The sequence below is a fragment of the Campylobacter concisus genome (assembly GCF_902460665.1).
Taxonomy (GTDB): Bacteria; Campylobacterota; Campylobacteria; order Campylobacterales; family Campylobacteraceae; genus Campylobacter_A; species Campylobacter_A concisus_AL.
The window spans coordinates 416,392-443,076 of record NZ_CABPUR010000002.1 but is presented as its reverse complement, the minus strand read 5'-3'; the positions used below and the strand labels follow the sequence as shown (position 1 = coordinate 443,076).

The 26,685-nt window shown below is 36.7% G+C and carries 30 protein-coding genes; 22 read left to right on the top strand and 8 right to left on the bottom strand.

Annotation, left to right across the window (positions count from 1 at the left end; all coding sequences use genetic code 11):
• Positions 1 to 229 precede the first annotated feature (229 nt).
• From napA to F3G66_RS05540, 7 genes are read left to right on the top strand one after another with little or no spacing between them, the layout of a single operon-like run.
• Positions 230 to 3,010, top strand: coding sequence for a nitrate reductase catalytic subunit NapA (gene napA / locus F3G66_RS05570; protein WP_149707407.1), 2,781 nt, complete (start codon positions 230 to 232; stop codon positions 3,008 to 3,010).
• Positions 3,011 to 3,019: 9 nt separating this feature from the next.
• Positions 3,020 to 3,778 carry a ferredoxin-type protein NapG gene (napG, locus tag F3G66_RS05565; protein WP_087586007.1) on the top strand — a complete coding sequence of 253 codons (759 nt, stop codon included), beginning with the start codon at positions 3,020 to 3,022 and terminating at the stop codon, positions 3,776 to 3,778.
• On the top strand, positions 3,775 to 4,566 hold the full coding sequence (napH, locus tag F3G66_RS05560) for a quinol dehydrogenase ferredoxin subunit NapH (protein ID WP_149707406.1): 792 nt from the start codon (positions 3,775 to 3,777) through the stop codon (positions 4,564 to 4,566). The genes napG and napH overlap by 4 nt, the downstream gene beginning before the upstream one ends.
• Positions 4,563 to 5,090 carry a nitrate reductase cytochrome c-type subunit gene (locus F3G66_RS05555; protein WP_103605020.1) on the top strand — a complete coding sequence of 176 codons (528 nt, stop codon included), beginning with the start codon at positions 4,563 to 4,565 and terminating at the stop codon, positions 5,088 to 5,090. The genes napH and F3G66_RS05555 overlap by 4 nt, the downstream gene beginning before the upstream one ends.
• Entirely contained in the window at positions 5,090 to 5,557 is a 468-nt protein-coding gene (locus F3G66_RS05550) for a 4Fe-4S dicluster domain-containing protein (protein ID WP_103605021.1), read from the top strand. The genes F3G66_RS05555 and F3G66_RS05550 overlap by 1 nt, the downstream gene beginning before the upstream one ends.
• The gene (locus F3G66_RS05545) at positions 5,554 to 6,489 is read left to right on the top strand and encodes a WD40 repeat domain-containing protein (RefSeq protein WP_149707405.1); all 936 of its coding nucleotides are present in this window, start codon (positions 5,554 to 5,556) and stop codon (positions 6,487 to 6,489) included. The genes F3G66_RS05550 and F3G66_RS05545 overlap by 4 nt, the downstream gene beginning before the upstream one ends.
• A complete protein-coding gene (locus F3G66_RS05540) occupies positions 6,486 to 6,827 on the top strand; it encodes a chaperone NapD (protein WP_149707404.1) in 342 nt (113 codons plus the stop codon). Before F3G66_RS05545 ends, F3G66_RS05540 begins: the two co-directional genes overlap by 4 nt.
• A 296-nt stretch (positions 6,828 to 7,123) precedes the next feature.
• Here F3G66_RS05540 and F3G66_RS05535 read toward each other — a convergent pair whose 3' ends face one another.
• The 3 genes from F3G66_RS05535 to F3G66_RS05525 form a co-directional block, all read right to left on the bottom strand.
• Positions 7,124 to 7,666: an SCO family protein gene (locus tag F3G66_RS05535; RefSeq protein ID WP_107788850.1), complete on the bottom strand. Its 543-nt coding sequence runs from the start codon at positions 7,664 to 7,666 to the stop codon at positions 7,124 to 7,126.
• A gap of 9 nt (positions 7,667 to 7,675) precedes the next feature.
• The gene (locus F3G66_RS05530; protein ID WP_021090968.1) at positions 7,676 to 8,071 is read right to left on the bottom strand and encodes a hypothetical protein; all 396 of its coding nucleotides are present in this window, start codon (positions 8,069 to 8,071) and stop codon (positions 7,676 to 7,678) included.
• Positions 8,072 to 8,142: 71 nt separating this feature from the next.
• Positions 8,143 to 8,565, bottom strand: coding sequence for a copper chaperone PCu(A)C (locus F3G66_RS05525; RefSeq protein WP_072594846.1), 423 nt, complete (start codon positions 8,563 to 8,565; stop codon positions 8,143 to 8,145).
• 137 nt (positions 8,566 to 8,702) lie between these two features.
• Between F3G66_RS05525 and pgp2 the strand changes: the two genes are divergently transcribed.
• From pgp2 to F3G66_RS05500, 5 genes are read left to right on the top strand one after another with little or no spacing between them, the layout of a single operon-like run.
• A complete protein-coding gene (pgp2, locus tag F3G66_RS05520) occupies positions 8,703 to 9,668 on the top strand; it encodes a cell shape-determining L,D-carboxypeptidase Pgp2 (protein WP_149707403.1) in 966 nt (321 codons plus the stop codon).
• 2 nt (positions 9,669 to 9,670) lie between these two features.
• Positions 9,671 to 9,910: a CmeU family protein gene (gene cmeU, locus F3G66_RS05515; RefSeq protein WP_087576821.1), complete on the top strand. Its 240-nt coding sequence runs from the start codon at positions 9,671 to 9,673 to the stop codon at positions 9,908 to 9,910.
• Positions 9,903 to 10,916: an alanine racemase gene (locus F3G66_RS05510; RefSeq protein ID WP_149707402.1), complete on the top strand. Its 1,014-nt coding sequence runs from the start codon at positions 9,903 to 9,905 to the stop codon at positions 10,914 to 10,916. Before cmeU ends, F3G66_RS05510 begins: the two co-directional genes overlap by 8 nt.
• Positions 10,917 to 10,925: 9 nt before the next feature.
• Entirely contained in the window at positions 10,926 to 11,357 is a 432-nt protein-coding gene (locus tag F3G66_RS05505) for a peptide deformylase (RefSeq protein ID WP_149707401.1), read from the top strand.
• Positions 11,348 to 11,749 carry a flagellar protein FlaH gene (locus F3G66_RS05500; protein WP_149707400.1) on the top strand — a complete coding sequence of 134 codons (402 nt, stop codon included), beginning with the start codon at positions 11,348 to 11,350 and terminating at the stop codon, positions 11,747 to 11,749. Before F3G66_RS05505 ends, F3G66_RS05500 begins: the two co-directional genes overlap by 10 nt.
• Positions 11,750 to 11,987: 238 nt before the next feature.
• Here the strand turns inward: F3G66_RS05500 and htpX are convergent, their stop codons facing one another.
• Genes htpX through ribA form a run of 5 tightly spaced genes read right to left on the bottom strand, consistent with a single transcriptional unit; the run spans position 11,988 to position 14,548 of the window.
• Positions 11,988 to 12,857, bottom strand: a complete 870-nt coding sequence (gene htpX, locus F3G66_RS05495) for a zinc metalloprotease HtpX (protein ID WP_149707399.1) — start codon at positions 12,855 to 12,857, stop codon at positions 11,988 to 11,990.
• 8 nt (positions 12,858 to 12,865) lie between these two features.
• Complete coding sequence (locus tag F3G66_RS05490) at positions 12,866 to 13,231, bottom strand: hypothetical protein (RefSeq protein ID WP_149707398.1); 366 nt, start codon at positions 13,229 to 13,231, stop codon at positions 12,866 to 12,868.
• Positions 13,228 to 13,422, bottom strand: a complete 195-nt coding sequence (locus F3G66_RS05485; protein ID WP_084108385.1) for a hypothetical protein — start codon at positions 13,420 to 13,422, stop codon at positions 13,228 to 13,230. The genes F3G66_RS05490 and F3G66_RS05485 overlap by 4 nt, the downstream gene beginning before the upstream one ends.
• Positions 13,419 to 13,985 carry a 16S rRNA (guanine(527)-N(7))-methyltransferase RsmG gene (gene rsmG / locus F3G66_RS05480; RefSeq protein WP_149707397.1) on the bottom strand — a complete coding sequence of 189 codons (567 nt, stop codon included), beginning with the start codon at positions 13,983 to 13,985 and terminating at the stop codon, positions 13,419 to 13,421. Before rsmG ends, F3G66_RS05485 begins: the two co-directional genes overlap by 4 nt.
• A complete protein-coding gene (gene ribA, locus F3G66_RS05475) occupies positions 13,985 to 14,548 on the bottom strand; it encodes a GTP cyclohydrolase II (protein ID WP_103576491.1) in 564 nt (187 codons plus the stop codon). Before ribA ends, rsmG begins: the two co-directional genes overlap by 1 nt.
• Before the next feature lie 68 nt (positions 14,549 to 14,616).
• On the opposite strand from ribA, the gene hemB reads away from it, so the two are divergent.
• The 10 genes from hemB to F3G66_RS09440 form a co-directional block, all read left to right on the top strand.
• Positions 14,617 to 15,588, top strand: a complete 972-nt coding sequence (hemB, locus tag F3G66_RS05470) for a porphobilinogen synthase (protein WP_103589092.1) — start codon at positions 14,617 to 14,619, stop codon at positions 15,586 to 15,588.
• A 1-nt stretch (position 15,589) separates the two neighbouring features.
• A complete protein-coding gene (gene argF / locus F3G66_RS05465; protein WP_103589093.1) occupies positions 15,590 to 16,507 on the top strand; it encodes an ornithine carbamoyltransferase in 918 nt (305 codons plus the stop codon).
• Complete coding sequence (locus F3G66_RS05460; RefSeq protein ID WP_103589094.1) at positions 16,504 to 16,989, top strand: DUF2603 domain-containing protein; 486 nt, start codon at positions 16,504 to 16,506, stop codon at positions 16,987 to 16,989. The genes argF and F3G66_RS05460 overlap by 4 nt, the downstream gene beginning before the upstream one ends.
• Positions 16,982 to 18,343 carry an oxygen-independent coproporphyrinogen III oxidase gene (hemN, locus tag F3G66_RS05455; protein WP_103641297.1) on the top strand — a complete coding sequence of 454 codons (1,362 nt, stop codon included), beginning with the start codon at positions 16,982 to 16,984 and terminating at the stop codon, positions 18,341 to 18,343. The genes F3G66_RS05460 and hemN overlap by 8 nt, the downstream gene beginning before the upstream one ends.
• Before the next feature lie 123 nt (positions 18,344 to 18,466).
• Positions 18,467 to 20,137: a TolC family outer membrane protein gene (locus tag F3G66_RS05450; RefSeq protein WP_149707396.1), complete on the top strand. Its 1,671-nt coding sequence runs from the start codon at positions 18,467 to 18,469 to the stop codon at positions 20,135 to 20,137.
• A 20-nt stretch (positions 20,138 to 20,157) separates the two neighbouring features.
• A complete protein-coding gene (locus F3G66_RS05445; RefSeq protein ID WP_054196396.1) occupies positions 20,158 to 20,814 on the top strand; it encodes a transglutaminase-like cysteine peptidase in 657 nt (218 codons plus the stop codon).
• Complete coding sequence (locus tag F3G66_RS05440) at positions 20,811 to 22,760, top strand: bifunctional diguanylate cyclase/phosphodiesterase (RefSeq protein WP_149707395.1); 1,950 nt, start codon at positions 20,811 to 20,813, stop codon at positions 22,758 to 22,760. The genes F3G66_RS05445 and F3G66_RS05440 overlap by 4 nt, the downstream gene beginning before the upstream one ends.
• Positions 22,761 to 22,763: 3 nt before the next feature.
• Positions 22,764 to 24,902 carry a type I secretion system permease/ATPase gene (locus F3G66_RS05435; RefSeq protein ID WP_149707394.1) on the top strand — a complete coding sequence of 713 codons (2,139 nt, stop codon included), beginning with the start codon at positions 22,764 to 22,766 and terminating at the stop codon, positions 24,900 to 24,902.
• A 2-nt stretch (positions 24,903 to 24,904) separates the two neighbouring features.
• Positions 24,905 to 26,371 carry an HlyD family type I secretion periplasmic adaptor subunit gene (locus F3G66_RS05430; RefSeq protein WP_149707393.1) on the top strand — a complete coding sequence of 489 codons (1,467 nt, stop codon included), beginning with the start codon at positions 24,905 to 24,907 and terminating at the stop codon, positions 26,369 to 26,371.
• On the top strand, positions 26,371 to 26,685 hold a 315-nt coding region (locus tag F3G66_RS09440), incomplete at its 3' end, for a DUF5416 family protein (protein WP_188115832.1). The genes F3G66_RS05430 and F3G66_RS09440, both read left to right, overlap by 1 nt.

The following is a 26,685-nucleotide window of genomic DNA, read 5'->3' as shown; positions in this document are numbered from 1 at the left end:
CTTTGTTTTCTTTAGCTTTTTTGATAACTACTCTAAAATTTTTAAATTTTATTAAATGGTATTTTCTTTTAAAATCGTGCTTTGTGAGGAAATTAATACTTTTATGTAGAAAAATATTTACATTTTTGGCTTAAGTTTTTTGAAATTTTTGTAAATGTCAATCAGTTGTAAATAAGTTTTGCAAGGTTAATATCAATTAAATTTGTTTTAAATCTTTAAAGGAGAAAGAATGAATCGACGAGAATTCATAAAAAGTGCTGCAGCCAGTGCTGCTTGTGCTAGTGCTGGTATAGCCGTACCAAGCTCGCTAAGTGCAGCAAGCGAAGCCGAAAAAGGCTGGCGCTGGGATAAGGCCGCTTGTAGGTTTTGTGGGACAGGCTGTGGCATCATGGTCGCTACAAAAGAGGGCAAGATAGTAGCTGTAAAAGGAGATCCAGAAGCACCAGTAAACCGCGGTCTAAACTGCATTAAAGGCTATTTTAACGCTAAGATCATGTACGGCGAGGATAGGATCACTCATCCGCTTTTGCGTGTAAATGAAAAAGGCGAATTTGATAAAAAAGGTAAATTTAAGCAAGTAAGCTGGAAACAAGCATTTGATGTTATGGAGGCTCAGTTTAGAAAAGCATATGATGAGCTTGGCCCTCATGGTATCGGAGTTCTAGGCTCTGGTCAATATACAATTCCAGAAGGCTATGCTGCAGTTAAACTTATGAAAGGTGGCTTTAGAAGCAATAGCATTGATCCAAACGCAAGACACTGTATGGCAAGTGCGGTTCTTGGCTTTATGCAAGTTTTTGGTATAGATGAGCCATCAGGCTGTTTTGATGATATCGAGTTAACTGATACTATCGTAGCTTGGGGCGCAAATATGGCTGAGATGCACCCGATCCTTTGGGCACGCGTAAGCGATAGAAAGCTTAGCGATCCTGATAGAGTAAAGGTCGTAAATTTAAGTACCTACTCAACTAGAACATCAAATTTGGCTGATATAGAGATCATTTTTGCTCCGTCATCTGACCTAGCTATCTGGAACTACATCGCTCGTGAGATAGTTTATAACCACCCAGAGATGATCGATGAAGAATTTGTTAAAAAGCACTGTGTCTTCACAGCTGGCCCAGTTGATATCGGATATGGCCTGCGCCCAGACATTCATCACAAAAAATATGCTCCAAGCGAGCTAGATACTGCTGCGACTGAGAAGTCAAAGGTACTAAGCGAGGCTGAGGGCGTTACGCTTTCTTATCTTGGGCTAAAAGCTGGTGATACACTTGAAAATAAAAATGCTGCAAAAGCTGGTGATCACTGGCAAATAACATTTGAAGAATTTAAAAAAGCTCTTGATCCTTACACGCTTGACTTTACTGCAAAGGTGGCAAAGGGCGATCCAAACGAAGATATAGAAGAATTTAAGAAAAAACTAAAAGCACTTGCTGATCTTTATATCGAGAAAAACCGCAAAGTCGTAAGTTTCTGGACTATGGGCTTTAACCAACATCAACGCGGTACATGGGTAAATGAGCAAGCTTATATGGTTCACTTCTTACTTGGCAAACAAGCACTTCCAGGCTCAGGAGCATTTTCTCTAACTGGCCAACCAAGTGCATGTGGTACCGCAAGAGAGGTTGGAACATTCGTTCACCGCTTGCCAGCTGATATGGTTGTCGCCAATCCAAAACATAGAGAGACAACTGAAAAAATTTGGAAACTACCTACTGGCACACTAAATGCCGTTCCAGGCTCACACTACGTAAAAATGATGCGTGACGTTGAGGATGGCAAGGTTAAATTTATCTGGGTTCAGGTAAATAACCCATGGCAAAATACTGCAAATGCAAACCACTGGATCAAAGCAGCTCGCGAGATGGATAACTTCATCGTCGTAAGTGATCCTTATCCAGGAATTTCTGCAAAAGTTGCTGACCTTATCCTCCCAACTGCGATGATCTATGAAAAATGGGGCGCATACGGCAACGCTGAGAGAAGAACACAGCACTGGAGACAGCAAGTGCTTCCAGTTGGCGAAGCGATGCCTGATATTTGGCAAATGATGGAATTTAGCAAGCGCTTTAAGCTAAAAGACGTTTGGGGCGAGAAAAAACTAAACGATAAAGTGACACTTCCAAGCGTGCTTGAAGAGGCTAAAGCTATGGGATACAGCGAAGAAGATACGCTATTTGACGTGCTTTTTGCAAACGAAGAGGCTAAGAAATTTAGCGCAAACGATCCGATAATGGAAAACTACGACAATACAGAAGTATTTGGCGATAGCAGAAAGGTGATCGGCTCAGATGGCAAAGAATTTAAAGGATATGGATTTTTCATCCACAAATATCTTTGGGAAGAGTATAGAAAATTTGGCGTTGGACACGGCCACGACCTAGCAGATTTTGACACTTACCACAGAGTAAGAGGTCTAAGATGGCCAGTCGTTGATGGCAAAGAGACGCAGTGGAGATTTAATACTAAATTTGACCCATATGCTAAAAAAGCTGCTCCAAATGATAAATTTGCATTCTACGGCAACAAAAATGCAGCTCTTCCAACAGGCGATCTAAAAGGCGTACAAAATAAAGAGAAAACGTCTCTTGCAAATAAAGCAAAAATTTTCTTCCGTCCTTACATGGATCCATGCGAGATGCCAAGTAAAGATTATCCATTCTGGCTATGTACTGGCCGTGTGCTAGAGCACTGGCATACAGGCACGATGACTATGCGTGTTCCTGAGCTTTATAGAGCGGTTCCAGAGGCGCTTTGCTATATGCATGAAGATGATGCTAAAAATCTTGGCGTAATGCAAAATGAGATCGTTTGGGTCGAATCACGCCGCGGCAAGGTAAAAGCAAGAGTAGATCTAAAAGGTAGAAATAAGCCGCCAGTAGGTCTTGTTTATGTGCCTTTCTTTGATGAAAACGTATATATAAACAAAGTATGTCTTGACGCTACTTGCCCAATCTCAAAAGAGACTGATTATAAAAAGTGTGCGGTTAAAATTTACAAAGCATAGGTGAGCGATATGGGATTTTCAAGTAGGCGAGAGGCTTTAAAATTTGGAGCAAAAGTAGCGCTTTTAGCTCTTGGCGGAGGCTTTGTTTGGTCGCTTAGTGCCAAGGCTTCACCACTTATGCTTCTTAGGCCTCCTGGTGCAAAAGAAGAGAAGCAATTTTTACAAAGCTGCATTAGATGCGGGCTTTGCGTAGAGGCCTGTCCATTTGATACGCTAAAGCTATCATCGCTAGAGGATGGCATAAGCATTGGAACGCCTTATTTTGAGCCTAGAAAAATTCCTTGCTATATGTGTGAAAATATCCCATGTGTGCCAGCCTGTCCGACTGGAGCTTTGGACGTAAATTTAGTAAGCACAAAAGGCAAACTTGACATAAATAAGGCCAAAATGGGTGTTGCGGTGGTTGATATGAAAAACTGCGTGGCACACTGGGGTATACAGTGCGATGCTTGTTACAGGGCTTGTCCTCTTTTGGATAAAGCCTTATATCTTGAGTATCGCCGCAACGAAAGGACGCAAAAGCATGCCTTTTTACTTCCAGTGGTCGATAGTGACATTTGCACTGGATGTGGCCTATGTGAGCGAGCCTGTATCACTAAAAAAGCAGCCATTACCGTGCTAAATCGTGACGCGGTGCTTGGCAAAGTAGGCGATAACTACGTCAAAGGCTGGGTTAAAGAAGATGAAAGACGCATAGACGATGCAGACAGCAAAATAAAGCTTGACATTAAAAAAGCGACTGATTATCTAAATGGTGGTGAGCTATGAAATTTTTAATCTTAAGACGAATAACTCAAATTTCTATCCTAGCACTATTTATCCTAGGAAATTTTTATGGAGTTAAGATACTTAGCGGAAATTTAAGCTCATCTTTGCTTTTTGGAAAAATTCCACTAAGCGATCCATTTGCTTTGGTTCAAATTTTACTTGCAAGCTTTAGTGCCGGCATAAATGCAATTATTGGAGCTGGTATTATCTTTGCATTTTATGCACTGGTTGCTCCAAGAGCGTTTTGTTCGTGGATATGCCCGATAAATTTGCTAACTGATATCGCTTTTAAACTAAGAGAAAAATTTGGCTTTAAGGGCGAAAAAGTCTTAAATGTGAGTAAAAATTTACGTTATTACTTGCTGGCTCTTGCTCTTATATTAAGCCTTGCTTTATCTTATCCAGTATTTGAGAGCATTAGCTATATTGGCATTATTCAGCGTGGCATTATTTACGGCTCAGCTAGTGCTTTAGGCATAGCGGTTGCGATCATTGCTTTTGATATGTTTGTGTTAAAGCGTGGTATTTGCTCGCACGTTTGTCCGCTTGGTGCCTTTTACGCCATCATCTCAAAATTTGCCCTAATTAGAGTAAAACATGATGCCCAGGCTTGCACAAAATGTATGAAATGCAAGCTTATTTGTCCAGAGATGCAAGTGCTTGATATGATCGGTAAAGAGAGCCGCTCGGTAAGCTCAAGCGAGTGCATAAGCTGTGGCAGGTGCATTGATGTTTGTGGAGACGGGGCTTTGAAATTTAGTATTAGAAATTTAAGGAGAGAAAAATGAAAATAAAAATAATGATGCTTGGAGGATTGTGCGCTGCGTTTTTTGCGGCATGTGCTTTTAATAATCCAAGCATTAGTGATTCGCAAATCGGCTTTAGAAATATCGATTTGCTAGACGATAAAGACGTTGTATTAAAAGATGTGAACTACACAAAAGAGCCAGCTGGTATGTCAAAGAAATTTGATAGGTCTTTTGAAAATGCACCGCCATTTATCCCACACGATACTGAGGGTTTAGTGCCTATCACAAAGGATATGAATATGTGCGTAACCTGCCATATGCCTGAGTTTGCAAAAGATAGTGGAGCAACACCGATACCATCATCTCACCTTTATGACATCAGAAATAAAAAAGATCTTGCAGGCAAGCTTGATGATGAAAGATATAACTGCACAACATGCCACGTTGAGCAACAAACTGGCGTAACGCAGCTTGTTGGCAATAAATTTAAGCCTGATTTTAGAGACAAAAACGGCACTCATAAGTCAAACTTGCTAGATGTTTTAAACGATGGTGTTAAATAATGCAAAGCAGGCGAGAGCTTTTTAGTAAAATTTTGGGGGCAAAATCTGCTCCCAAATTTATAACTCCGCCATTTTTTAGCGGAGAGTTTGACTGCGGTGGATGCGATGCTAGCTGTGTAAATGCTTGTGAAAAAGAGCTTCTTAGCTTTGAAAATGAAAGGGTAGTTTTTAAAGTTAAAAAGCTGGGCTGTGACTTTTGCGAAGAGTGCGCAAAGGCTTGTGAGAGTCTTGGTAAAAAGACATTAAGCCTAAGCTCGCCAAAGAGTATAAATGCAAAAGTTAGCATCGATGTTTCTAGCTGTCTAGCATGGAACGATACAATCTGCTACAACTGCCTTGATGCTTGCAAATTTAAAGCAGTCGAATTTCTTGGCGTTTTTAGACCTATTGTTAATCAAAACTGCGTAAGTTGCGGCGAGTGCTTTGATGTTTGCTTTAAAAATTCACTTCAAATGGAGGCCTTATGAGAGCTTTGTTTTTTATTTTTTGTCTATTAAATTTTATCTTTGCAAGCGAGATCACCACTCCATACAAGCAAATAGAGGCTAGTGCAAATGTGCTAAGCACAACGCTAATAAATGGCAAACTCTTTATTGCAACTGATGGAGGGACGGTTGAAATTTATGATCCTAAAGAGTCTAAATTTGAAGAGATTATCAAAATGGATGATATAAAAACCTACGTTAGCGATTATGAAAGACCAAAAATTTTAAACGTTGATGAGTTAAATGGCAAGATACTCATCCTAAGTGAGGGTGACTATGCTACAAAGGTGCTTTATATAAGAGAAAATGGGCAGATGAAAAGCATAAAAATACCAAATCAAGCGATAAAAAAGGCATTATTTTTAGACGATGAGCATATTGCACTTGCTTCAATCAGCAATGAAATTTACTTTTTGAACTTAAAAAGTGGTGAAATTTATGATAGCTTTAAAATTTCAATTGCAATGCTCTCAGATATGGAGATAAACGAAGATAGAATCACTCTAGCTATCGCTTGCGAGAGCGGGAAGGTCTACTTTTATAATATAAAAGCTAAAAAAATGGATCAAATTTTAGATATTCATACAGACAATATCTACGACATCTCCTATAAAAATGGCGTTATGATCAGCGGAGGCACCGACAGGATCGTGGGGATATTTTCAGCTGGAAGCCTAAAAAAGATAAATACCGGCTTTTTGGTCTATGGCGTCGGCCTTAGCGATGATGGTAGAGTAGCGGCCTATATGAGTGATGAGATGAGTGATGTAAATTTAGTTGATAGCAAAAGCTTAGAAAATATCGCAATGCTAAAAACCGGGCAAAGTACGATAAATAGCATAGTTTTTATAAGCGACAATGAAATCGTAACTTCAGCCTATGAGAATAAAATTTTGTTTTGGAGAATTAAATGAATATTTCAAGTTTGATAGTTTATACGGACAATAAAAATGAAAGTGTAAAAAACGAAATAAAAAAGCTAAAAGAGTGTGAAATAATAACTGACGCAGACGATAGAATCGTAGTGGTAGTTAGCTCAGATGGTATTGAAGATGAGATAAAAAATTTTAAAAAAATAGAAGCTATCAGTGGAGTAGTGAGCGTTGCGATGGTTTATAGCTATCAAGAAGATGCCGAAGAAAATAGGAAAAAACTAGAAGAAAATGGCAAGATAAGTGAAATTTTAACAAGTGATGAGGTAAAGGCAGAGGATATTACTTATGGCGGCAGCGTGCATCATAGAGTGAAATAGTAAAACTAAATTTCTGGCTTTTGTATTGTGATTAAAATTTATAGTGCAAAAGCCTACCTTTCGTACAGATCTTCTTAATAAATTCGTTGCTAGTACTGCTTATATTTAATCAACTTTGTTTGGCTTGTAGATTAAATTTATGTTCAAGGGTTAATAGATTTTGGGTGAAAAAATCACTCAGCGAGCATTAAAATCAAAAGTATAGCAAGTGAATTAATTTTAGTTTAGAAGATCTTAAGATGATGCTTGTATAAACAATTTTATTAGGCCATTTTGGCTTACTAAAATTTCTAGCCCTAAGGTCTATCTTTGATCAAATTTAATAAATTTTCTCCAATATTTTCATTTGTTAGATTTGAAATTTCTTTATAAAAATTTCCTTTTTTGTCTATTAAATATATTGAAGAGCTGTGAGCAATAGAGTAGCCCATGGCTGAGTTTTCAAGACGGACTTTTTGAAATTTTACACCATAGGTTTTTGCCACTTCTTTTAAGGCATTTAGTTTTAATCCATCAGCATCTTTGTAGAAATTTTTTGCCATTAGAGTTAAATTTTCAGGAGTATCGCGTTCAGGATCAAGTGTAATAAAAAGCAACTCAAAGTCATCTCTTTTTAGCTTGTTTAGTTCATCGCCAATCAAAGAGAGCGCAGTAGGGCAGACATCGGGGCAAAAAAGATAACCAAAATATATAACTTTGTACTTTCCGTCGTAATTTTTAAGACTTACTTCACCATTTTGTGAAAGTGCCTTAAAATCATACTTGTTTGGCTTTATTAGCAAAAGTGCAACACCTATACAAATTAAGATTATTATTAAGCCCCAAAATGCCTTTTTCATCGTTACCCTCTATAATTTTAGATCAAGATCTACAAAAAAACCAGTTTCTTTTTCGTCATCAAGTACTTTAAATCTATATCTCATAAGCTCGACAACGCAAGCACTTAGCACTACTTGAGCAGTTAAGTTATCGCCTCTTGGCTCAAGTCTCGCTTTGATTGATCCCATATTCATATTTATGCCGTCTATCTCAAGACTAGGATTTTTTAGCCCTAAATTTTTACCGTTAATGATTTTAAAGCTAAAAGGTCTCATAGCATAAATAGGTCTTGGTGAGATGTCTATTTTTAGCTTTACGCCTTTAAATTCCATCTCACAAGATTTGTTGTTTAGATCACATTTTAAAGGATCTAGCGATGTGTTTACATCGGCAAATTCAGGTGGATCTTCCTTGCTTGTTGTCATAAGCTTATAGCCTATCGAAAAAGCACCTAGAACAATAAAGATAAATGAAAAAATAATTATGATTTTTTTCATTATTTAAAGTTTTTAGTTACTCCGATATTATCAAGCTTTATGCTCTCGCCATTGCTAAATTTTAGCTCTAAATCAACTTTATCACCATCTTTTAATGGTTTATTTAGATCCATAAGCATAATGTGTAAACCGCCAGGAGCTAGTTTTGTTTCACCATTTTTTGGGATCACTGCATCTTCGATTTGAACCATAGCCATCATGCCATCATTCATTTTATGTGTATGAATTTCTGTGCTTTTGCAAACGCTTGAATGAGCACCGATGAGCTTTACATCGGAATTTGAAGCATTTTTTATATCCATAAAAATTGCACTATTGTTTGTGCCAGGTTTTGTATCTCTAGCTCTAACATTTTCTAGGCTGATATCAGCCGCCATAAGAGCAGAAGCTGCAAGCATCGCACCAAAAACGATTTTTTTCATATTTTTCCTTTGTGGTAAAATTAATAATGGTTTTCACATTATACATTTAGAACTACTTAATTTACCTTTAAAATCTAAAAATATAAATTTTTTAGGATATAATTACGGACTAAATTTTACTTTTTGGGATATTTCACTTGAAAAAAATTATATTTTTCTTCATCGCGTTATCGCCTTGTCTTTTTGCCCAAAATTACGAAGAAATTTACTTAAAAAATGGCTCTGCTGCTGTTATTGACGCCATTGAAAAAAATATTTTAAGTAAGGATTACTGGCTAAAAAAGCTTGAGGGCAAGGATGTAAGATATGGGTATTATGACAACGAGATACTTCTAAGTGTAGTTGATAAAACAAAAAAGAAGCTTGAAGTGATCTCTTATAATGGCGGCATTACAAAAAAGCTTTTTAGCTCAAGCGTTATAGTTGGCAAAAATGGTGATAAGCTTCTTGAAGGTGATCTAAAAACACCGGTTGGAGTGTATCAGCTTACACGTAGATTTACGCCAAATGATAGATATCTTGGCCCACTTGCATTTTCGCTTTCATATCCAAATTTACTTGATAAGCTTGCAAAGCGAAATGGCGGTGGCATTTGGATACATGGCTATCCACTTGATGGTCAAAGGACAGATGAGCTAAAAACAAAAGGCTGCGTGGCTATGCAAAATGATACTTTGATGAAATTTGATGATGTGGTGGATCACAAAAAAACACTTGCATTTATTTATGAAGATAAGCGCCCAGAAGCTAGTGCAAAAGATATTGCAGCGATCATTTCTGGACTTTTGGGTTGGAAAAAGACATGGAGCGAGAGCGACATTGAAAACTATCTTAAATTTTATGATAAAAACTTTGAGCGATACGATGGTATGAGCTTGGAAAAATTTAAAAGTATGAAACGGGCTATTTTTTCTAAAAAAGAGAAAAAACGCATTAGTTTTTCAAATTTTCTCATCACGCCTTATCCAAATCTTAAAAACGATAGGCTTTTTCGTGTGAGTTTTTATGAGGATTATGTTTCAGATACACATAAATTTGCTGGCCAAAAGACGCTTTATGTGAAGCTTTATAACGATGATATGAAAATTTTTATAGAGGAGTAAAAGTGGAAAAATCTCAAGAAGTAAAAGAAAAAATCGAGAAAATTTTAGAGGCAAGAGCTGCTTTTTTTGCTGAGCTTGACCGCCAAGTTCCAAAGAAAAATGGTACTGACGTGTTTGATTTTAGCAAAGTAAAAGAGGCTGATCTGAAAGAAATTTACGCTAAATTTTATGCATTTGATTACAACGTAAGAAAACTTTTACCGGATGTTTATACTGCTTTTAATGTGAATTTTAATGTCTGAAATACGCCTGAATAAAGCTTCATATATTCATAACCTCACTCAAATTTGTGCTAAAGCTGGTGGCAAAGAGAAAGTAATAGTTGTATTAAAAGACAATGCTTATGGCCATGGCGCAAGGCTTATTGCTAGTGAGGCTAAAAAATTTGGCATAGAAATTTGTGCTGTAAAAAGTGAGTTTGAGGCAAATGAAATTTCTGACATATTTGAAAATATTCTCATTCTCTCACATATCCCAACCGGAAATGAAAGTAGTAAATTTATCTACGCGATAAACGATATAGAGGCACTTTTAAAGATAAAAGATGGCTCAAAAATCAACCTTGCAATCGATACTGGCATGCATAGAAATGGGCTTGATATAAGCGAGCTTGATTACGCCTTTGAAATTTTAACAAGAAGGAATTTAGAGCTTCTTGGAGCTTATACACATTTTCGTGCAAGTGATGAGCTAAATGCTGATTATTTTGTGCAAAGAGAAAATTTTAGGGCTGCAAAAGAGAAAATTTTAGCTCTTTGCGATGAGTTTGGTATGAAAAAACCGATCTTTCACTCTCACAACTCAGCCGCGCTTGAAAGAGCAAGTGAAATCGATGATGATATGGTGCGTGTTGGCATCGCTCAGTATGGATACACTCAGTTTGGTGATAGTTTGAACTTAAAGCCAGTACTTTCACTATGGGCAAGAAGAGTTAGCAGGCGCATTTTAAAAAGTGGTCAAGGTGTTGGATATGGCGCTAAATTTAGCGCAAAAGAAGATATAAATGTAGCCACCTATGATCTTGGATATGGCGATGGGTTACTAAGATACAATGGCTGTGGTGAGTTAAGACTTGCCAATAACGAGCCAATACTAGGCAAAATTTCTATGGATAGCTTTAGCTGTAAAGATGGCGGCGAATGGGTCTGTGTGCTTGAGAATGCAAATATTTGGGCGAAATTTTTTGATACGATAAGTTATGACATTTTAGTAAAGCTCTCGCCAAATATCACTAGAAAATTTATATAAAGGTAATATGTGAAAAAGATCGTTTTATTAGCTTTTGCTAGCCTTGCTTTTGGTGTGCAAGAGAGTGAGTTTAAAATTTATGAGCAGATATTAAATCAGCTTGACACTAAGCAGATCCCAGCTTTTGTCGTCCAAACTGCAAAGCCAAATTTACCAAGCAGAGTCGATGAGATGATTACGCTAAAAGATGTGAGTAGTAGCGGGCTAAACATACATGGCGAGTTTGTTTTAAACGAGACCAAGACAAAGAGAATAAAAGGCTACAACAAAGCTCAAATTTTAGCTTTAAAAGATGAGTTTTATAAAAATGGAAAAGATGCGCTTTGCAACTCAGGTATGGCAAGAGCTGTGCTAAATCGTGGCATCACTCTAAGTGGTAGTTACGGCTTTGAAGGTAGGCATTTTTTTGATATAAATTTGGATAAAAGTAGTTGCGAGTAGTCCTTTTTTTGATATTTTTTTGCTTGCATGCTCTGGCACTTACGCCAGATGTGGCAGCGAAAAATCACGCAACTTACTACAAAAAAAAGCTTCCATTTATCTGCACGCCAACACTGACACTTAATGATATCTTGAATGTCGGCGATACGCTCATTTATAGATATGCCATCAAACACGCAAGAAAGCAAGAGATCAAAAGGCTTGAAGAGAAAGAGCTTTTGGAATTTATCGAGGCTATCAAAAAAGAGAATTTGCGAACTGCTTGCAAAGATAAAGAGATCTTAAATATGCTAAGTATCGGTGTCACATTGGATGAGCTTTTTTATTCAGAAAATGGTGAGCTGATCTTTGAGTACACTATAGAAGATCGTGAGTGTAAGAAATTGCAGTGAAATTTGGGGCTAAATTTCTGTTTTTTGGTTGTAAATTTGATATTTTTGCAAATTTTAAAATTCCATTTACCCACAAGAATCTACTACTAATTTTAAGCCTCGCAAAGCTTGTCGCTAAAATCAGAGTCTAAATTACTCGCTCATAAAATTTAAAATTTCTTGTAAATGTCTAAATTTAAAGCCAAAAAAGATGGTAAAAAGAAGAAATTTAGCCCAAATTTAACTAAGGACTAAATTTTTACATACTTCTTTTTATCTCTTGTTCAAGTTTTTCAAGCTCAGCAATCCTATCGCTAGTGCTTGGATGCGTTCTAAAAAGTACGCCAAGCTTGTTAGTTAGCGAGCCAAATGGATTTACGATAAACATATGAGCACTTTGTTCGCTTGCATTTTGCATGATGTAAGAATTTGAGTAGCTCTCAAGCTTTCTTAGAGCACTTGCAAGCCACTCTGGATGTCCTGTTAGATAAGCTGCGCCCTTGTCTGCCTTGTACTCGCGCTCTCTTGAGATCGCCATTTGTATGATTGTGGCGGCTATTGGCATGAGTATAGCAAGTGCTAGCATAACGATGGCATTACCGCCACCTCTTCTTGAACCGCCACTCTGCCCAGCAATACCACCAACCTTAGCAAAATTTGCAAGCATCGCGATAGCTCCAGCTAGTATGGCAGCGATTGAACCAGTTAGGATGTCGTAGTGCCTTACGTGGCTTAGCTCGTGAGCTAGTACGCCCTCGATCTCGTTTTCATTTAAAATTTTTAAAAGCCCCTCGGTTACCGCGACAGCTGCGTGGCTTGGGTTTCTGCCTGTGGCAAAGGCGTTTGGTACCTTTTCTGGTATGATGTAAATTTTTGGCATAGGCAAATTCGCCTTTTGTGTGAGGCGAGATACGATCTCATAAAGCCCGTGAGCGTTGCTCTCATCAACTGGGATAGCGTTATATCTTTTAAGCACTATAGTATCACTAAAAAAATATGAAAAGATATTTGTGCCAGCTGCTATCAAAAAGGCGATCATCATGCCATGCTCACCTCCAATATATCCGCCAACAGCGATAAAAATCAGCATTAAAGCAACCATTAAAAAAGCAGTTTTAAAAATTTCCATTTTTGTCCTTATTCTTTTATAGCGTTTGGCAAGATCGCAGCGTCTATGTTAAATTTTGCAAGCTGTGCAAGCTCGCTTTCATCTTTTATCAAAACAGCTATAAGTGCGTCAAATAAATAACTCTCAGCAATCTTCGCTAGATCTTTTGCAATGTTAATATCTGCGATAATAAATTTTGCTCCAGCGGCGTTTGCGATGATAGCTTCGTTTATGTCATTTGCGATGATGCTAAAGTTTGCTTCAGTTTCTAGCGCTTTTTTTATCAAATTTCTATCAAATTTAAAGAGATTTTGCCTACCGTTTGAAATTTCATCTTCGCTTTTGCAAAGAAATAGTGGCTCAAATTTGATCAGCTCATCACCTAAAATTTTCATCTCTCACCCTTTATGCACTCTTTGCAGATGTATTTTCCGTCTCTTAGTACCATTTGATCGATATCGCTAAAGACACCGCATTTGCTGCACTCTTCGAAGTTGCTGGTGCTTATCTTGTCGCTATTTTTTCTATTTTTAAAAAATATGATGTAAATCGCAACCAAAATCGCTACAAAAAGCAAGTATTTCAATGTTTTTCTCCATGGTTTTTTAGATTAAAAAATATGTAATTTCTGTTTTTATCATTGTAAATTTGCGCGTCTATGCCTGAAATTTCCTCCATGACGCTAGAGCCCTTGTAGATGAGAAATTTAGTGCTCTCATCATAAAATCCCTCGCAAATTTTTATGAGCTCTTTTGTCTTACTAAGTGCCCTTGAGGTGATGAGATCAGCCGTAAATTTATCTGCAAGCTCTATCTTTTGGCTATGAACTTCTAAATTTTGTAAGTCAAGCTCGATCTTAGCGTAGCTTAGAAATGATGACTTTTTGGCTATCGGCTCAAAAAGGTGCCATTTAGTGCGCGGCATCGCAAGTGCTAAAAATATCGCTGGAAAGCCAGCCCCACTGCCTACATCTATCGCCGTTTTGGCACTTAGATCAAAAATTTCAAGCGGTCTAATGCTATCAAGCACCTGCTCGCTTATGTCTTTATAATTGCTTAAGTTATGAACTTTGTTAAATTTAGCAAAAATTTGAGCGTAAGCCTTTACTTTTTCGTTAAATTCAGCTGGCAAGCAAAGCTCATTTTTCATCACAGGATGTGCCCCATTTGCTCTTTTTTTACTTTCAAGTAGCCTTCGTTAAATTTGTTTGGTTTTATGATAATAGGCACACGTTTTACGATCTTTACTGAGCTTAGTCCGTGAAGTTTTAAAGGGTTATTTGTGAGTAAATTTACCTCTTTTATGCCGTAGTGATTTAGGATAAAATCAACCACTTCGTAAGTCCTCTCATCAGCCTTAAAACCTAGCTGGTGGTTGGCTTCAATGGTATCAAAGCCCTTATCTTGTAGGCTGTAAGCGTTTATTTTGTTTAAAAGCCCGATATTTCTGCCCTCTTGACGCAGGTAGATGACCATGCCGCCATTTTCTTCGATATATTTTAGGCTCGCTTCAAGTTGGTCGCGACAGTCGCACTTTAGGCTCCCGATCGCATCTCCAGTTAGGCATTCGGAGTGAATTCTAAGATTTACTACCTCGCTTAAAGGCTCTTTGTAGATCACGAGGTGCTCTTTTGCCCCTTCTTTGAAGGCTTGAACCTTATAAGTGCCAAATCTTGAAGGTAGATTTGCCGCGTTTGAAATTTCTATTTTCATTTTAAATTTACTCCAACTGTGCTAAACTAGCTAAAAATCACGCATTTTAACAAAGAAAAGGCAAAAATATGTTTAAACGTTTTAGAAGATTAAGAATAAATCCATCCCTAAGAGACATGGTGAGAGAGACTAGCCTTAGCGTAAATGACTTCATTTATCCACTCTTTGTAGTTGAGGGCAAAGGCGTTAAAAACGAGATCGCTTCGATGCCAGGCGTTTATCAAATGAGTATCGATGAAATTTTAAAAGAGTGCGAAGAGATAGTAAATTTAGGCATAAAATCTATCATTTTATTTGGCATACCAAGCCTAAAAGATAGTGTTGGCAGCGACGCACTAAGTAACGACGGCATCATCGCAACCGCGCTTAGAGCCATAAAAGATAAATTCCCAAATTTATTTGTCATCACAGATCTTTGCTTTTGCGAGTACACAGACCATGGTCACTGCGGTATAATCGATCATGTGCACAACACCATCGACAACGACGCAACGCTTGAAATTTCAACTAAACAAGCCTTGATACACGCTCAAAATGGCTCTGACATGATCGCACCAAGTGGCATGATGGATGGCATCATCGCAACGCTAAGAGAGACGCTTGATAGCAATGGCTTTGAGAATTTACCAGTGATGGCGTACTCAACCAAATTTGCCTCAGCATACTACGGGCCATTTCGTGACGTAGCGCAAAGCGCACCAAGCTTTGGCGATAGAAAGAGCTACCAAATGGACAGCGCAAACCGCTTGGAGGCGATCAACGAGAGCTTGCAAGACGAAGCGCAAGGCGCTGATATCTTGATGGTAAAGCCAGCGCTTGCTTATCTTGACATCGTTAGAGAGCTAAGAAATTTAACACTTCTGCCACTTTGCGTCTATAACGTAAGCGGCGAGTACGCACTACTAAAAGCTGGCGCAAAAGCTGGCATCATCGACTACGAGCGCGTCATGATGGAGACATTAATCGGCTTTAAAAGAGCAGGGGCAAATTTGATCATCACCTATCACGCAAAAGAAGCAGCCAAAATTTTAAGGGGCTAAGATGAAGCACTTTTTGACGCTAAATGACTTTAGCAAAGATGAAATCGAGCAGATGATAAATTTAGCCCGCAAGATCAAAAAAGAGGCGAAGGCTAGAGAATTTAAGCCATATCTTAAAGATCAAAAGCTTGCGATGATATTTGAAAAAAGTTCAACCAGAACTAGAGTGAGCTTTGATGTGGGCATGCATGAGCTTGGCGGATATGCGCTATTTTTAAGTAAAAATGATATACAAATAGGCCGCGGCGAGCCTATACGTGACACTGCCAGAGTAATAAGCAGGATGTGTGACATGGCTATGCTAAGGGTCGATAAACACGAGACGCTAGAAGAATTTGCTAAATTTTCAAGCGTGCCAGTGATAAACGGCTTAAGCGATAAATTTCACCCAGTGCAGCTAATGGCGGATTATCTTACGATGCTAGAATTTAGCGCAGGCGAGAAGGTCGCGTACGTAGGGGATGGCAATAATATGACTCACTCGTGGCTCATGCTAGCAAGCAAACTAGGACTTGAGCTAAGGGTCGCCACGCCAAAAGGCTACGAAGTGGATGCAGAAATTTTAAAAATGGCTAATGAAAACGCAAAAATTTCAGGTGCGAAAATTTTTATCACAAATGATATAAAAGAAGCGGTAAATGGTGCCGATGTAGTGACTACAGATACTTGGGTATCGATGGGGCAAGAGGCTGAGAAAGAAAAGAGACTAAAAGACTTTGCTGGATACTGCGTGGATGAAAATTTGATGAGCTTAGCTAAAAAAGACGCGATATTTTTGCACTGCTTGCCAGCTTATAGGGGCTACGAGGTGAGCGAGGCAGTTTTTGAGAAGCACGCAGATGAAATTTTTAGCGAGGCTGAAAACAGACTTCATGCCCAAAAAGGCGTGATGGTCTGGCTGGATGAGAGAAGAAGATGAGCAAAGAGAAAAATATATATGATGAGATAGATGAGATCGGTAATAGTCTTGGACTGAGTAGCCCTGAAAAGACGATCTTTGAGATAGTTTCAACCAAAAATCCAAATGAGCATATTTTAAATTTAAAAAGTGGCTCTTGGGACTCAAAAGAGCCGTGGTTTGGTATTGATGAAAATCAAAATTTACACACGGTAATCTCTGTAAAATCGCTTTCGGCTTTGATCGAGGCCTTAAAAGGGTCGCAAAAAGAGAATTTTGATCTAAGGCTTGAAAAGACGATCTGGCAAAACATACCAGTTGATTTTAGCGATGTTTGGGTAGTTGCTATGGATGAGATAAAAAAGATCGCAAGCGATAAAAAAAGTAGACAATTTAATATTGATCTTGACAAACTGGTAAAAAATATCAAAAAAGAGCACCCAAATTTATTTGTAGACATAAAAGAGGTGATTCAAATGGCAAGGAGTAGGGCAGATGATTGATTTTAGTGCTTATGTGAAGTATTCAAGGCCAGGGCCAAGATATACTAGCTATCCGACAGCACCAGAGTTTAGTGATAAATTTAGCTATGAAGCTTATATAAAAGAGATTGAAAATCGCGATAAAAAAAGACCGCTTTCGCTTTATTTACACTTGCCATTTTGCAGAAGTGCTTGTTATTTTTGTGGCTGTAATGTCATTTACACGAGCAAAGAGGATCGCAAAGAGAAATATATAAGATATATAGAAAAAGAGCTTGAAATTTTAGCTCACCACCTGGACACTAGCGCTGAAGTCTTACAGATGCACTTTGGTGGCGGTACCCCGACATTTTATAATGCCGCTCAGCTTGATGAGATTATCAAACTTATCAAAGCTAAATTTAAAAATTTCTCAAAAGAGGCTGAAATAAGCTGTGAGATAGATCCAAGATTTTTGACAAATGAGCAGCTTGACGTGCTTATATCTCATGGCTTTAACCGCATAAGCTACGGCGTGCAAGACTTTGATGAGAAGGTGCAAAAAGAAATTCATAGAATTCAGCCCTATGAGATCACTCAAAATGCTGTAAAGATGGCTAGGCAAAAGGGCATAAAATCAATCAATATGGACCTAATCTATGGCCTGCCGTATCAAAGCCTAGAGAGCTTTAAAAAGACGCTTGAGCTTGCTCTTACGCTTGATCCAGACAGACTTGCAGTATTTAACTACGCTCATGTGCCATGGATAAAAAAATCAATGCGTAAATTTGATGAGACAACTCTGCCAAATCCAGAAGTGAAGCTTGAAATTTTAAAATTTACGGCTGAGTTTTTAACTAAAAATGGCTATAAAATGATAGGCATGGATCACTTTGCAAAGCCAAATGATGAGCTTTTTGGTGCTCTTGCAAATGGTACTTTGCATAGAAATTTTCAAGGTTATACGACAAAGGGTGGCGCTGATCTTATCGGTATAGGCGTGACAAGTATCGGTGAGTGCAAAAGGCACTACGCACAAAATCATAAAGATATGGACGAGTATGAAAAGGCGATAGATAGTGGAAAGTTGCCATATGCAAAGGGAATTTATCTAAGCGATGAAGATTTGCTTAGAAAGAGTGTGATTATGAACTTAATGAGTAATTTTGGGCTTGATATCAAAGCCATCGAGAATGAATTCCATATAAATTTCTTTGAACACTTTAAGGATGAGCTTGAGGAGCTTAAAAATTTAAGCGAATTTGTCAATGTTACAGCAGATAAAATTAGCGTAAATGAAACTGGAACATTGATAATACGAAATATTGCAATGTGTTTTGATGAATATCTAAAGAAAATTCCCGAGAATTTAAGGCGTTTTTCTAAAACTATATAAAAATTATTTTTTTGTCATAATATATTTAAAATACGTTTAATATTTCTTGATGTATAATTCGTGTCAAAATTTAAGTAAAGACTTAGTAATAAAATAAGGTAATAAGATAAAAGGATCTTAGTTATGAAAAAGATATTGGCAATTAGTGCTTTGGCAGCAACTGTACTGTCAGCTCAAGATGTTCCTTATAGGATTTTTCTAGCTTCATTTGTACAAAGCGACAGCCAAGCTAGAATCGATAGTGCTATTAATAAAGTTAATAGTAAAATTTCTGACAGTAGGCTGACTACAGGTATCTATGAGGTTGATGGACGAAAATTTTTATATGTCGACACGACTCCAGTCTCTGAGGATGAAGCTAATAGTCTATTAGTTAAAGTTCAAAACGAATCAGGCTATAAGGATGCTTTAATGAGACCAAAAGCACCTGTAGCTGATACTCAAGTAACAAAAAAATCTAATATAGAACAAGCTATATCAACTGAAGTAAAACCAGTAGCACAAGTTGATGATGGAGTTTTGACTTTAGATCAAGTTATAAAGACTATTTTAAATGAAAATCCAAGTTTAAAAGCTACAGAATTTAACTATCTACAAGTTGGCAAAGATCTAAAAATAGCAAAAAATGCCTATTATCCAACACTTGACGCTGCTGCTAGAGTGGGATATGAGAAAAAACGCCTTGATGATGGAGTTTCTACAAGAAGAGGAGATGGAAGAATTTCTGGCACATCTCTAACCTTGGTTGAAAATTTATACAATGGTGGTGCTGATAAAAATAGAATAAATTCTCAAAGCGCAAGGCTTGATTCAGCTGCTTATTCGGTAGCACAAGCTGCAGATAGACTTACATTAAATGCTGCAAATGCTTACTTACAAGTTCTTCAAACTAAAAGAATTTTAGACATTGAAGAAGAAAACGTAAAGAGTCATGAGGAAATTTATAGCCAAATTAAAGATAGAGCAAGATCAGGTTATGGTGTAGCTTCTGAAGAGAGACAAGCTGGATCACGCTATACTTTAGCTCAATCAAACTATACAGCTGCTAAAAATAACTATGAAGATGCACTTTCTACATTTGAGAAATTATATGGAAAAAAAGTTGCAGCTAAAAATTTAGTAATGCCTGAGTTTAGCCTTCCTTTGCCTAGCACAAAAGAGGCTGTTTATAACAAAGCAATTCTTTGCAACCCATCACTTTTAGTTCAAAAATCAAATATTGCTATGGCAGAGTCAGTTGTAAAAGAGAAAAATGCGCCATTCTTACCAAAACTAGATCTTGTTGTATCTGGTGCGTATGATCATTCAAATGTCTTATATGACAATTATGAAGAACAAACATTCGACGCACTTTTGAGACTAAACTATAACCTTTACAATAAAGGCAATGATAAACTAGATAAAGAAAAAAGCCAACTTGCTGTTCAACAAGAGCAACAAACTTTGGATAATCTTGTAAGAGAGCTTAAAGAATCTTTGGAATTTTCATGGCAAAATTATGTTCTTAACCAAGAAAAAATGGGATACTTAAATCAACACGTTGAGTATGCTAAAGCTACACTTGATGCTTATCAGGATGAATTTAGAATCGGTCGTCGCGATCTTATAAACTTGCTTGATGCTGAAAATGAATATAACTCTGCGTTAAAAGAGATTGCTACAACTGAGACAGCACTATCTTATGCAAAATATAGACTATTAGATAATATGGGAATGATCTCAGATAGTTTTGAACCAGGTTTTGCGAAGAGGTACATTCAAGGTGCTTGCAGCATTCAAAACGATTTAAGATAAAAATGTAAAAAGTAATGACCATGAGGGTCAAGACAAATTTTTGGACGCTTATTGTAAGCGTCCTTTTTTTATTATTAGCAAGTGCTATTGGAGATTTTATAAAATCAACAACTATAGCAAAGGTAGCTAAAATTTATGGAGAAGATGCAAGAAGAAGGGCTTCTGCTTTAAATTCTTTAATGACTTCATTGCAAGATGCAACTGAACAAGAGAAATTAATAAAAGTAAATGACTTTTTTAACTCTTTTAGATGGGTTGATGATATGCAGCTTTGGCACAAAAAGGATTATTGGGCTACTAGAATGGAATTTATAGGAAAAGGTGCTGGTGACTGCGAAGACTACGTTATCGCAAAATATTTTACACTAAAGCAGCTAGGAATTCCAACTCAAAAATTATACTTCACATATGTTAAAGCCTTAAGATACAATCAAGCTCATATGGTTTTAGCATACTATGATACACCAAAATCTATTCCATTAATTTTAGATAACATAAATGGTAAAATAAAAATCGCAACTCAAAGAACGGACCTTGTTCCAGTTTATAGTTTTAATGGTGATTCACTATACTTGGCAAAACAAGAAGGTCTTGGTCAAGCAATACCAGGTGGAAATAAAAAACAAAATCCTAAGTGGATGGAACTAATAGATAGGATAGGAAAAGAGGATTTATGACGCTATTTAAACAAATTATGATCGCCGTGATAACTTTTGGTATCATGATTTTTATGGCTGTTGGCTACTTAAATTTTAAGAGCCTAAATGGATATATTAATGACCAGCTTGGTGAAAACGCAAGACATACAGCAAATTCGCTTGGACTTGCTTTAAAGCCTATTATCGATCCAGATGACATGTCCTTGGCTCAAACAATGATAAATTCTATGTTTGACAGCGGTAGATACAAGCTTATCAAGCTTGAAGATGTTGATGGTAAGGTTCTTATTGAAAATTCTCAACAAACAGTTGTTAAAGATATTCCTGAGTGGTTTTATAAAATAGCCAAGTTTGAAGCGCCAATAGCAGATAGCGAGATTATGACTGGCTGGGCAAAATTTGGCACGCTTTATGTTCAAGGCAGTACCGCACTTGCCTACAATGAGCTTTATACTAACTCAAAAAATATTTTTAATTTTCTTCTTCTAATGATAATTGTCACTCTCGTGGTGGCATATTTCGCTCTAAAGGCTATTTTTAGACCACTTATGAAAGTTCAAGATCAGGCTGAGGCCATACTTGATAATAAATTTATTATTCAGAAAAGAATTCCATTTACAGCTGATCTTAAAAAAATGGTTCTAGCTATGAACTCTATGGTTAGCAAGGTAAAAGACATTTTTGAGAGAGAGGCAGCCACACTTAGTAAGTATCAAGAGCTTTTATATAAAGATACAATGAGTGGTGCTAATAACAGAAGATTTTTTCAAACTAAATTTAGTGAGTATCTAGCTAGTGAAGAATATTCAAGTGGTGTTGCTTTGCTTGTTAGTTTTAAAGATCTAATAAATTTAAAAAGTACGCTTGGCTTTGAAAAATGGCAAAGCGTTATAATGAAAATAGCTCAAATTTTACAAGAAAAATCAATCCATAATGATAAAAATGCAATTGTTGCAAGACTTAACGATAATGATTTCATCGTACTTTCGTATGGTAGAAATTCGTCAAATTTCTTGGCTCTATGTGATGAAATTATGAACGAGTTTAAAAAGCTTTATACAAATTTTGCATTAAATGATAGCGAGTATCCAGTAAATGCTGCGATAGTTGAGTATTCACCAAATACTGATATCAAGACACTTCTTACTTCAGCTGACGTTACATTGGCTAGTTCAAGACTTGCTGGTAGCTTTACATATAAGGTATTTAATGAAAATCAAAATACTTTAGTGATTGGTAAAGAGAAGTACAAAGAGCTTATTTTTGACTCAATAAAAGAGGATGAATTTAAATTTGCAGCTCAAAAAGTGATTGATCTTGATTCAAATTTTGAGCAGTATGAGCTTTATTTGAGGCTTGTTGATAAAGATGGCGTATGGCGTATGGCCTCATATTTCATGCCGATGGTCAATGAGCTAAATTTAGGTGCGATGCTTGATCTTCATATCTTAAATAGGGTGGCTAGAATTTTACCAGAGAATATCTTACCAAGTGGCAACTTGGCAATAAATTTGGGTAAAGAGATATTAAACTCAGATGAGAATTTTTCAAAACTTGAAGCTACACTTAAAAAGATAAGCCAAATTTCTAAATATAAAAACTATATAGAAATTCCAAATAAAGACGATATTAGCATAGAAAGTATAGTTAAGCTTACTAAAAAATTAAAAGAGCTTGGCTTTGGATTTGGTTTTGACCACTTCGAGCTTAACGCAAAAGGTATTGAGAAACTAAAAGAATTTAACCCTGATTATGTAAAAATTCAGTCAAATGTCTTAATCGACTTCTTAAGTGATAAGTCAGGAGTAAACACAAAACAATCACTTGATGTTGTTTTAAGCTCAAAAGACATTATTTTGATCGCAATTGGTGTTGAAGGTGAAGAGCAGAAGAAAAAGTTAATCGATCTTGGCATTAAAAATATGCAAGGAATTTATATAGATGAAATTAAGAACATTGGATGATAGATGCATAGTGATAAGATAAAAGATGAGCTGCTTCAATGCTTGGTTATTTTTACCAAGCTTCATAATAATCCATACAGTGCCGATGCTTTAACTATTGGCTTGCCAGTAAAAGATGGCGATGAGATTGAGCTTTTTTCACTTAAAAGCTCAAGGTCTTTATTTTCTCGTGCTGCTTCTCGTGCTGGTTTTGCTTCTACCCTTGTAAGAAAAGATCTCGAACAAATCTCTCCTTTAGTTTTACCTTGCATTTTAATGCTTAGAGGCAAAAAAGCTTGCATCTTACAATCTTTTAGTAAAGATAAAAAGACGGCAAATATCATAACGCCAGAACTTTCAACTGGTACTAGCACGATAGAAATAAGTAAATTAAAAGAAGAATATTTAGGCTATGCATACTATCTAAAGCGCGAGTTTGTTCCAGAGGATACTAGCTCAACAAAGCTAATTGATGCGGGCAATGACCATTGGTTTTGGGGAACTCTAAAACGTTCAAAAAAGATTTATTTTGATGTTGTTCTTGCAAGTTTTATTATAAATTTATTTGTTCTTGCTAGTCCGCTTTTTACGATGAACGTATATGACCGTGTCGTGCCAAATAATGCGGTTGAGACACTTTGGGTCTTGGCGCTTGGTGTAAGTGTAGTTTATGGCATAGATCTTTTCTTAAAATTTGTAAGATCATATTTTCTTGAGATCGCCGGCAAAAAGAGCGACATCATAATGAGTTCAATTTTATTTGAACGTGTTATGGATATGAAATTTAGCAATAAACCAAAATCTGTTGGCTCATTTGCTAGCAACCTAAAAGAGTTTGATACGGTTAGAAATTTCTTCTCGTCAGCCTCATTAGCAGCCATTGTCGATCTTCCATTTGCGATCATTTTCTTGATAGTTACTTATTTTATAGGAAGTTATATCGTACTCGTACCAATTGTTATTATGATAGCTATTTTATGTTATACATTTTTTATAAAAGATCCACTTCAAAATGCTATTAAAAGTACATTTGAGGCTTCGGCTATAAAAAATGGAATTTTAATAGAGAGCCTTAGTAGTCTTGAGACCATCAAAACTCTTGGCGCTAGCGGACATATACAGTGGAACTGGGAAGAGGCAACCGGTGAGATAGCAAATAGAAGCATTAAATCAAAAATTATTACAACTTCGATAACGACTGTTACATCTTTTTTAGTGCAATTAAATACTATTGCCATCATCGTTCTTGGCGTCTATATGATACAAGATACGCATCTTACAATGGGTGGTCTTATCGCTGCGGTTATGCTTAGCTCTCGCGCTATCGCTCCTATGGGACAGGTAGCTTCACTAGCTGCAAATTTTGAGCAGACAAAAACAGCATATCAAAGTCTTAGTAAGATTATGCAAATGCCTGTTGAAAGGCCAGAGGGTAAAAAATTTGTTAGAAGAAATTCTTTTGATGGAAAGATCGAGTTTAAAAATGTAAGCTTTACATATCCAGATACCACAAAAGGTTCGCTTGATAGGATAAATTTTGTTATTCAGCCAGGTGAAAAAGTTGGCATTATAGGCAAAAATGGCTCTGGAAAAACTACTTTGCAAAAGCTCATTTTGGGACTTTACGCACCAACTGAAGGCTCAGTGCTAATTGATGGTATTGATATTAATCAAATCGATCCAGCCGATCTTAGGCGAAACATCGGCTATGTTCCGCAAGATGTTGTGCTCTTTAAAGGAACGGTTAGAGAAAATATTGTTCAAAAAGCACCATATGTTGATGATATTCAGATTATAAAAGCAGCTAAAGTAAGCGGAGTTGATGAATATGTAAATGCCCATCCACTTGGATTTGACATGCCAGTCTTTGAAAGAGGTGACGGCATAAGTGGCGGACAGCGTCAAAGTATAGCTGTGGCTAGGGCATTTTTGCTAGATAGTCCTATTATTTTGCTTGATGAGCCAACAAATTCTCTTGATAATACAGTTGAAAATAAGTTAAAAATAAATTTAAAGACAAATACAGCAAATAAAACGATGCTGCTTGTTACACATAGGACGTCGATGCTAGATCTTGTTGATAGACTTATAGTTATGGATAATGGCAAAATTTTATTGGACGGACCAAGAGATGAAGTTTTAGCAAGACTTAGTGGGAAGTGATCATGCAAGAAGATATCAAGAATAAACAAAATGAAAATCCAAAAACTGAAAAAAGATTAATTTCTGAAAATAACATAAAAGAACAAGAGGAAGCTAGTAATAAAATTTTAAATAGTGTAGATGACATAAAGTCTAATCTTCAAACAAAAAATTATGATGCTTATGATTTGAAATTTATGTCAAGTCTTTCTGAGGCTGTTTTGGCTAAAGCCCCATCTACATCTAAAAAGATACTCTATACGGTTGCTATAACTATGTTTTGGCTTCTTGTTTGGGCCTCTTGGGCACAAATAGATGAGATCACAAGAGGTAGTGGCAAGATCATCCCTTCAGGTAAAAACCAAGCGATACAAAACCTTGAGGGTGGTATCGTGGATCAAATTTTTGTAAAAGAGGGCGATGAGGTTAAAAAAGATCAAATTCTAATAAGGCTAGATAATAAAAATTTTACGAGTAGCTACGGCGAGTCAAAGCTAAGGCTTGATGAGCTTCAGGCTAAATTTATGAGGCTTGACGCTGAAGCCAATGATAAAGAATTTGACTATAACGAAACAAGAGATGCCAACAATAGCAAGGCCGTAAGATACGAGATAAGCTTGCACAACTCAAACATCGATCACTTAAATGAGCAAATAGGAATTCTAACAGAGCAGATCCATCAACGCCAAAGTGAGCTAAATGAGCTTAGAAATAAAATTTCTCAAACTCAAAATAGCTACAACCTTGTTTTAAAAGAAAAAGCTATCATGGAGCCTATCTTTAAAAAAGGTCTTGTTAGTGAGGTCGAGTATATCCAGCTTCAAAGACGCGTAAATGACCTAAAAGGCGAGCTTGACGCATCTGTGCTTGCCGTGCCAAGGGTCGAATCGACCATAAAAGAGGCAAAAAATAAGATAGAAGAGGCAAAGCTGGCATTTAAAAATAATGCAAAAAAAGAGCTTAACGAAGTTTCGGCAGAGATTGCAAGGATAAATGAGTCACAAATCAGCCTAAGTGATAGAGTAGAAAGAACATATGTAAGATCTCCAGTAAACGGTATTGTTAGTAAAATGATGGTTCATACAGTATCAGGAGTTATCAAGCCTGGAGAAAATATTGCTGAGATTGTTCCTCTTGAGGATAAGCTAGTAGCTGAAGTAAAAGTAAAGCCAGCTGATGTTGCATTTTTGAGGCCTGGGCTTGATACGATGGTTAAATTTACGGCCTATGATTTTAGTATTTACGGTGGTTTAAAAGGCAAAGTAACGCAGATTAGTGCCGATACAGAGACTAATGAAAAAACTGGCGAGAGCTATTATTTGGTCAGGATAGAAACTGAGAAAAATTATCTTGGTATCGAAGAAAAGCCACTTAGGATAAAAGTTGGTATGATAGTCTCAGCTGATATCATTACCGGCAAAAAGACAATACTTGATTATTTATTAAAGCCTATTTTAAAGGCAAAACAAAATGCCTTAACGGAGAGGTAATGGGCAAGATCGCTTTTTATGATAAGAAATTTGGTGAATACGATATTGAAAAATTTCAAAATTTACAAAATTTCTATCTCATAAAAGATGATCATTGCTGCGATATAGTTAATGATGAAATTGAACGATTTAAATTTAGTGATTGTGAAATGGATTTTTTACAATTAGTAGATGTTGCTAGTAGACATAAAAAGCTATTTAAAAATCTAAAAATTTACGATGATATAGTAAGAAGTATTAAAATTTTAATAAAAGGCTATGACCAGAGTTTGGATAAATTTGACTTTGATCCTGGAATTTTAAATTTAAATACC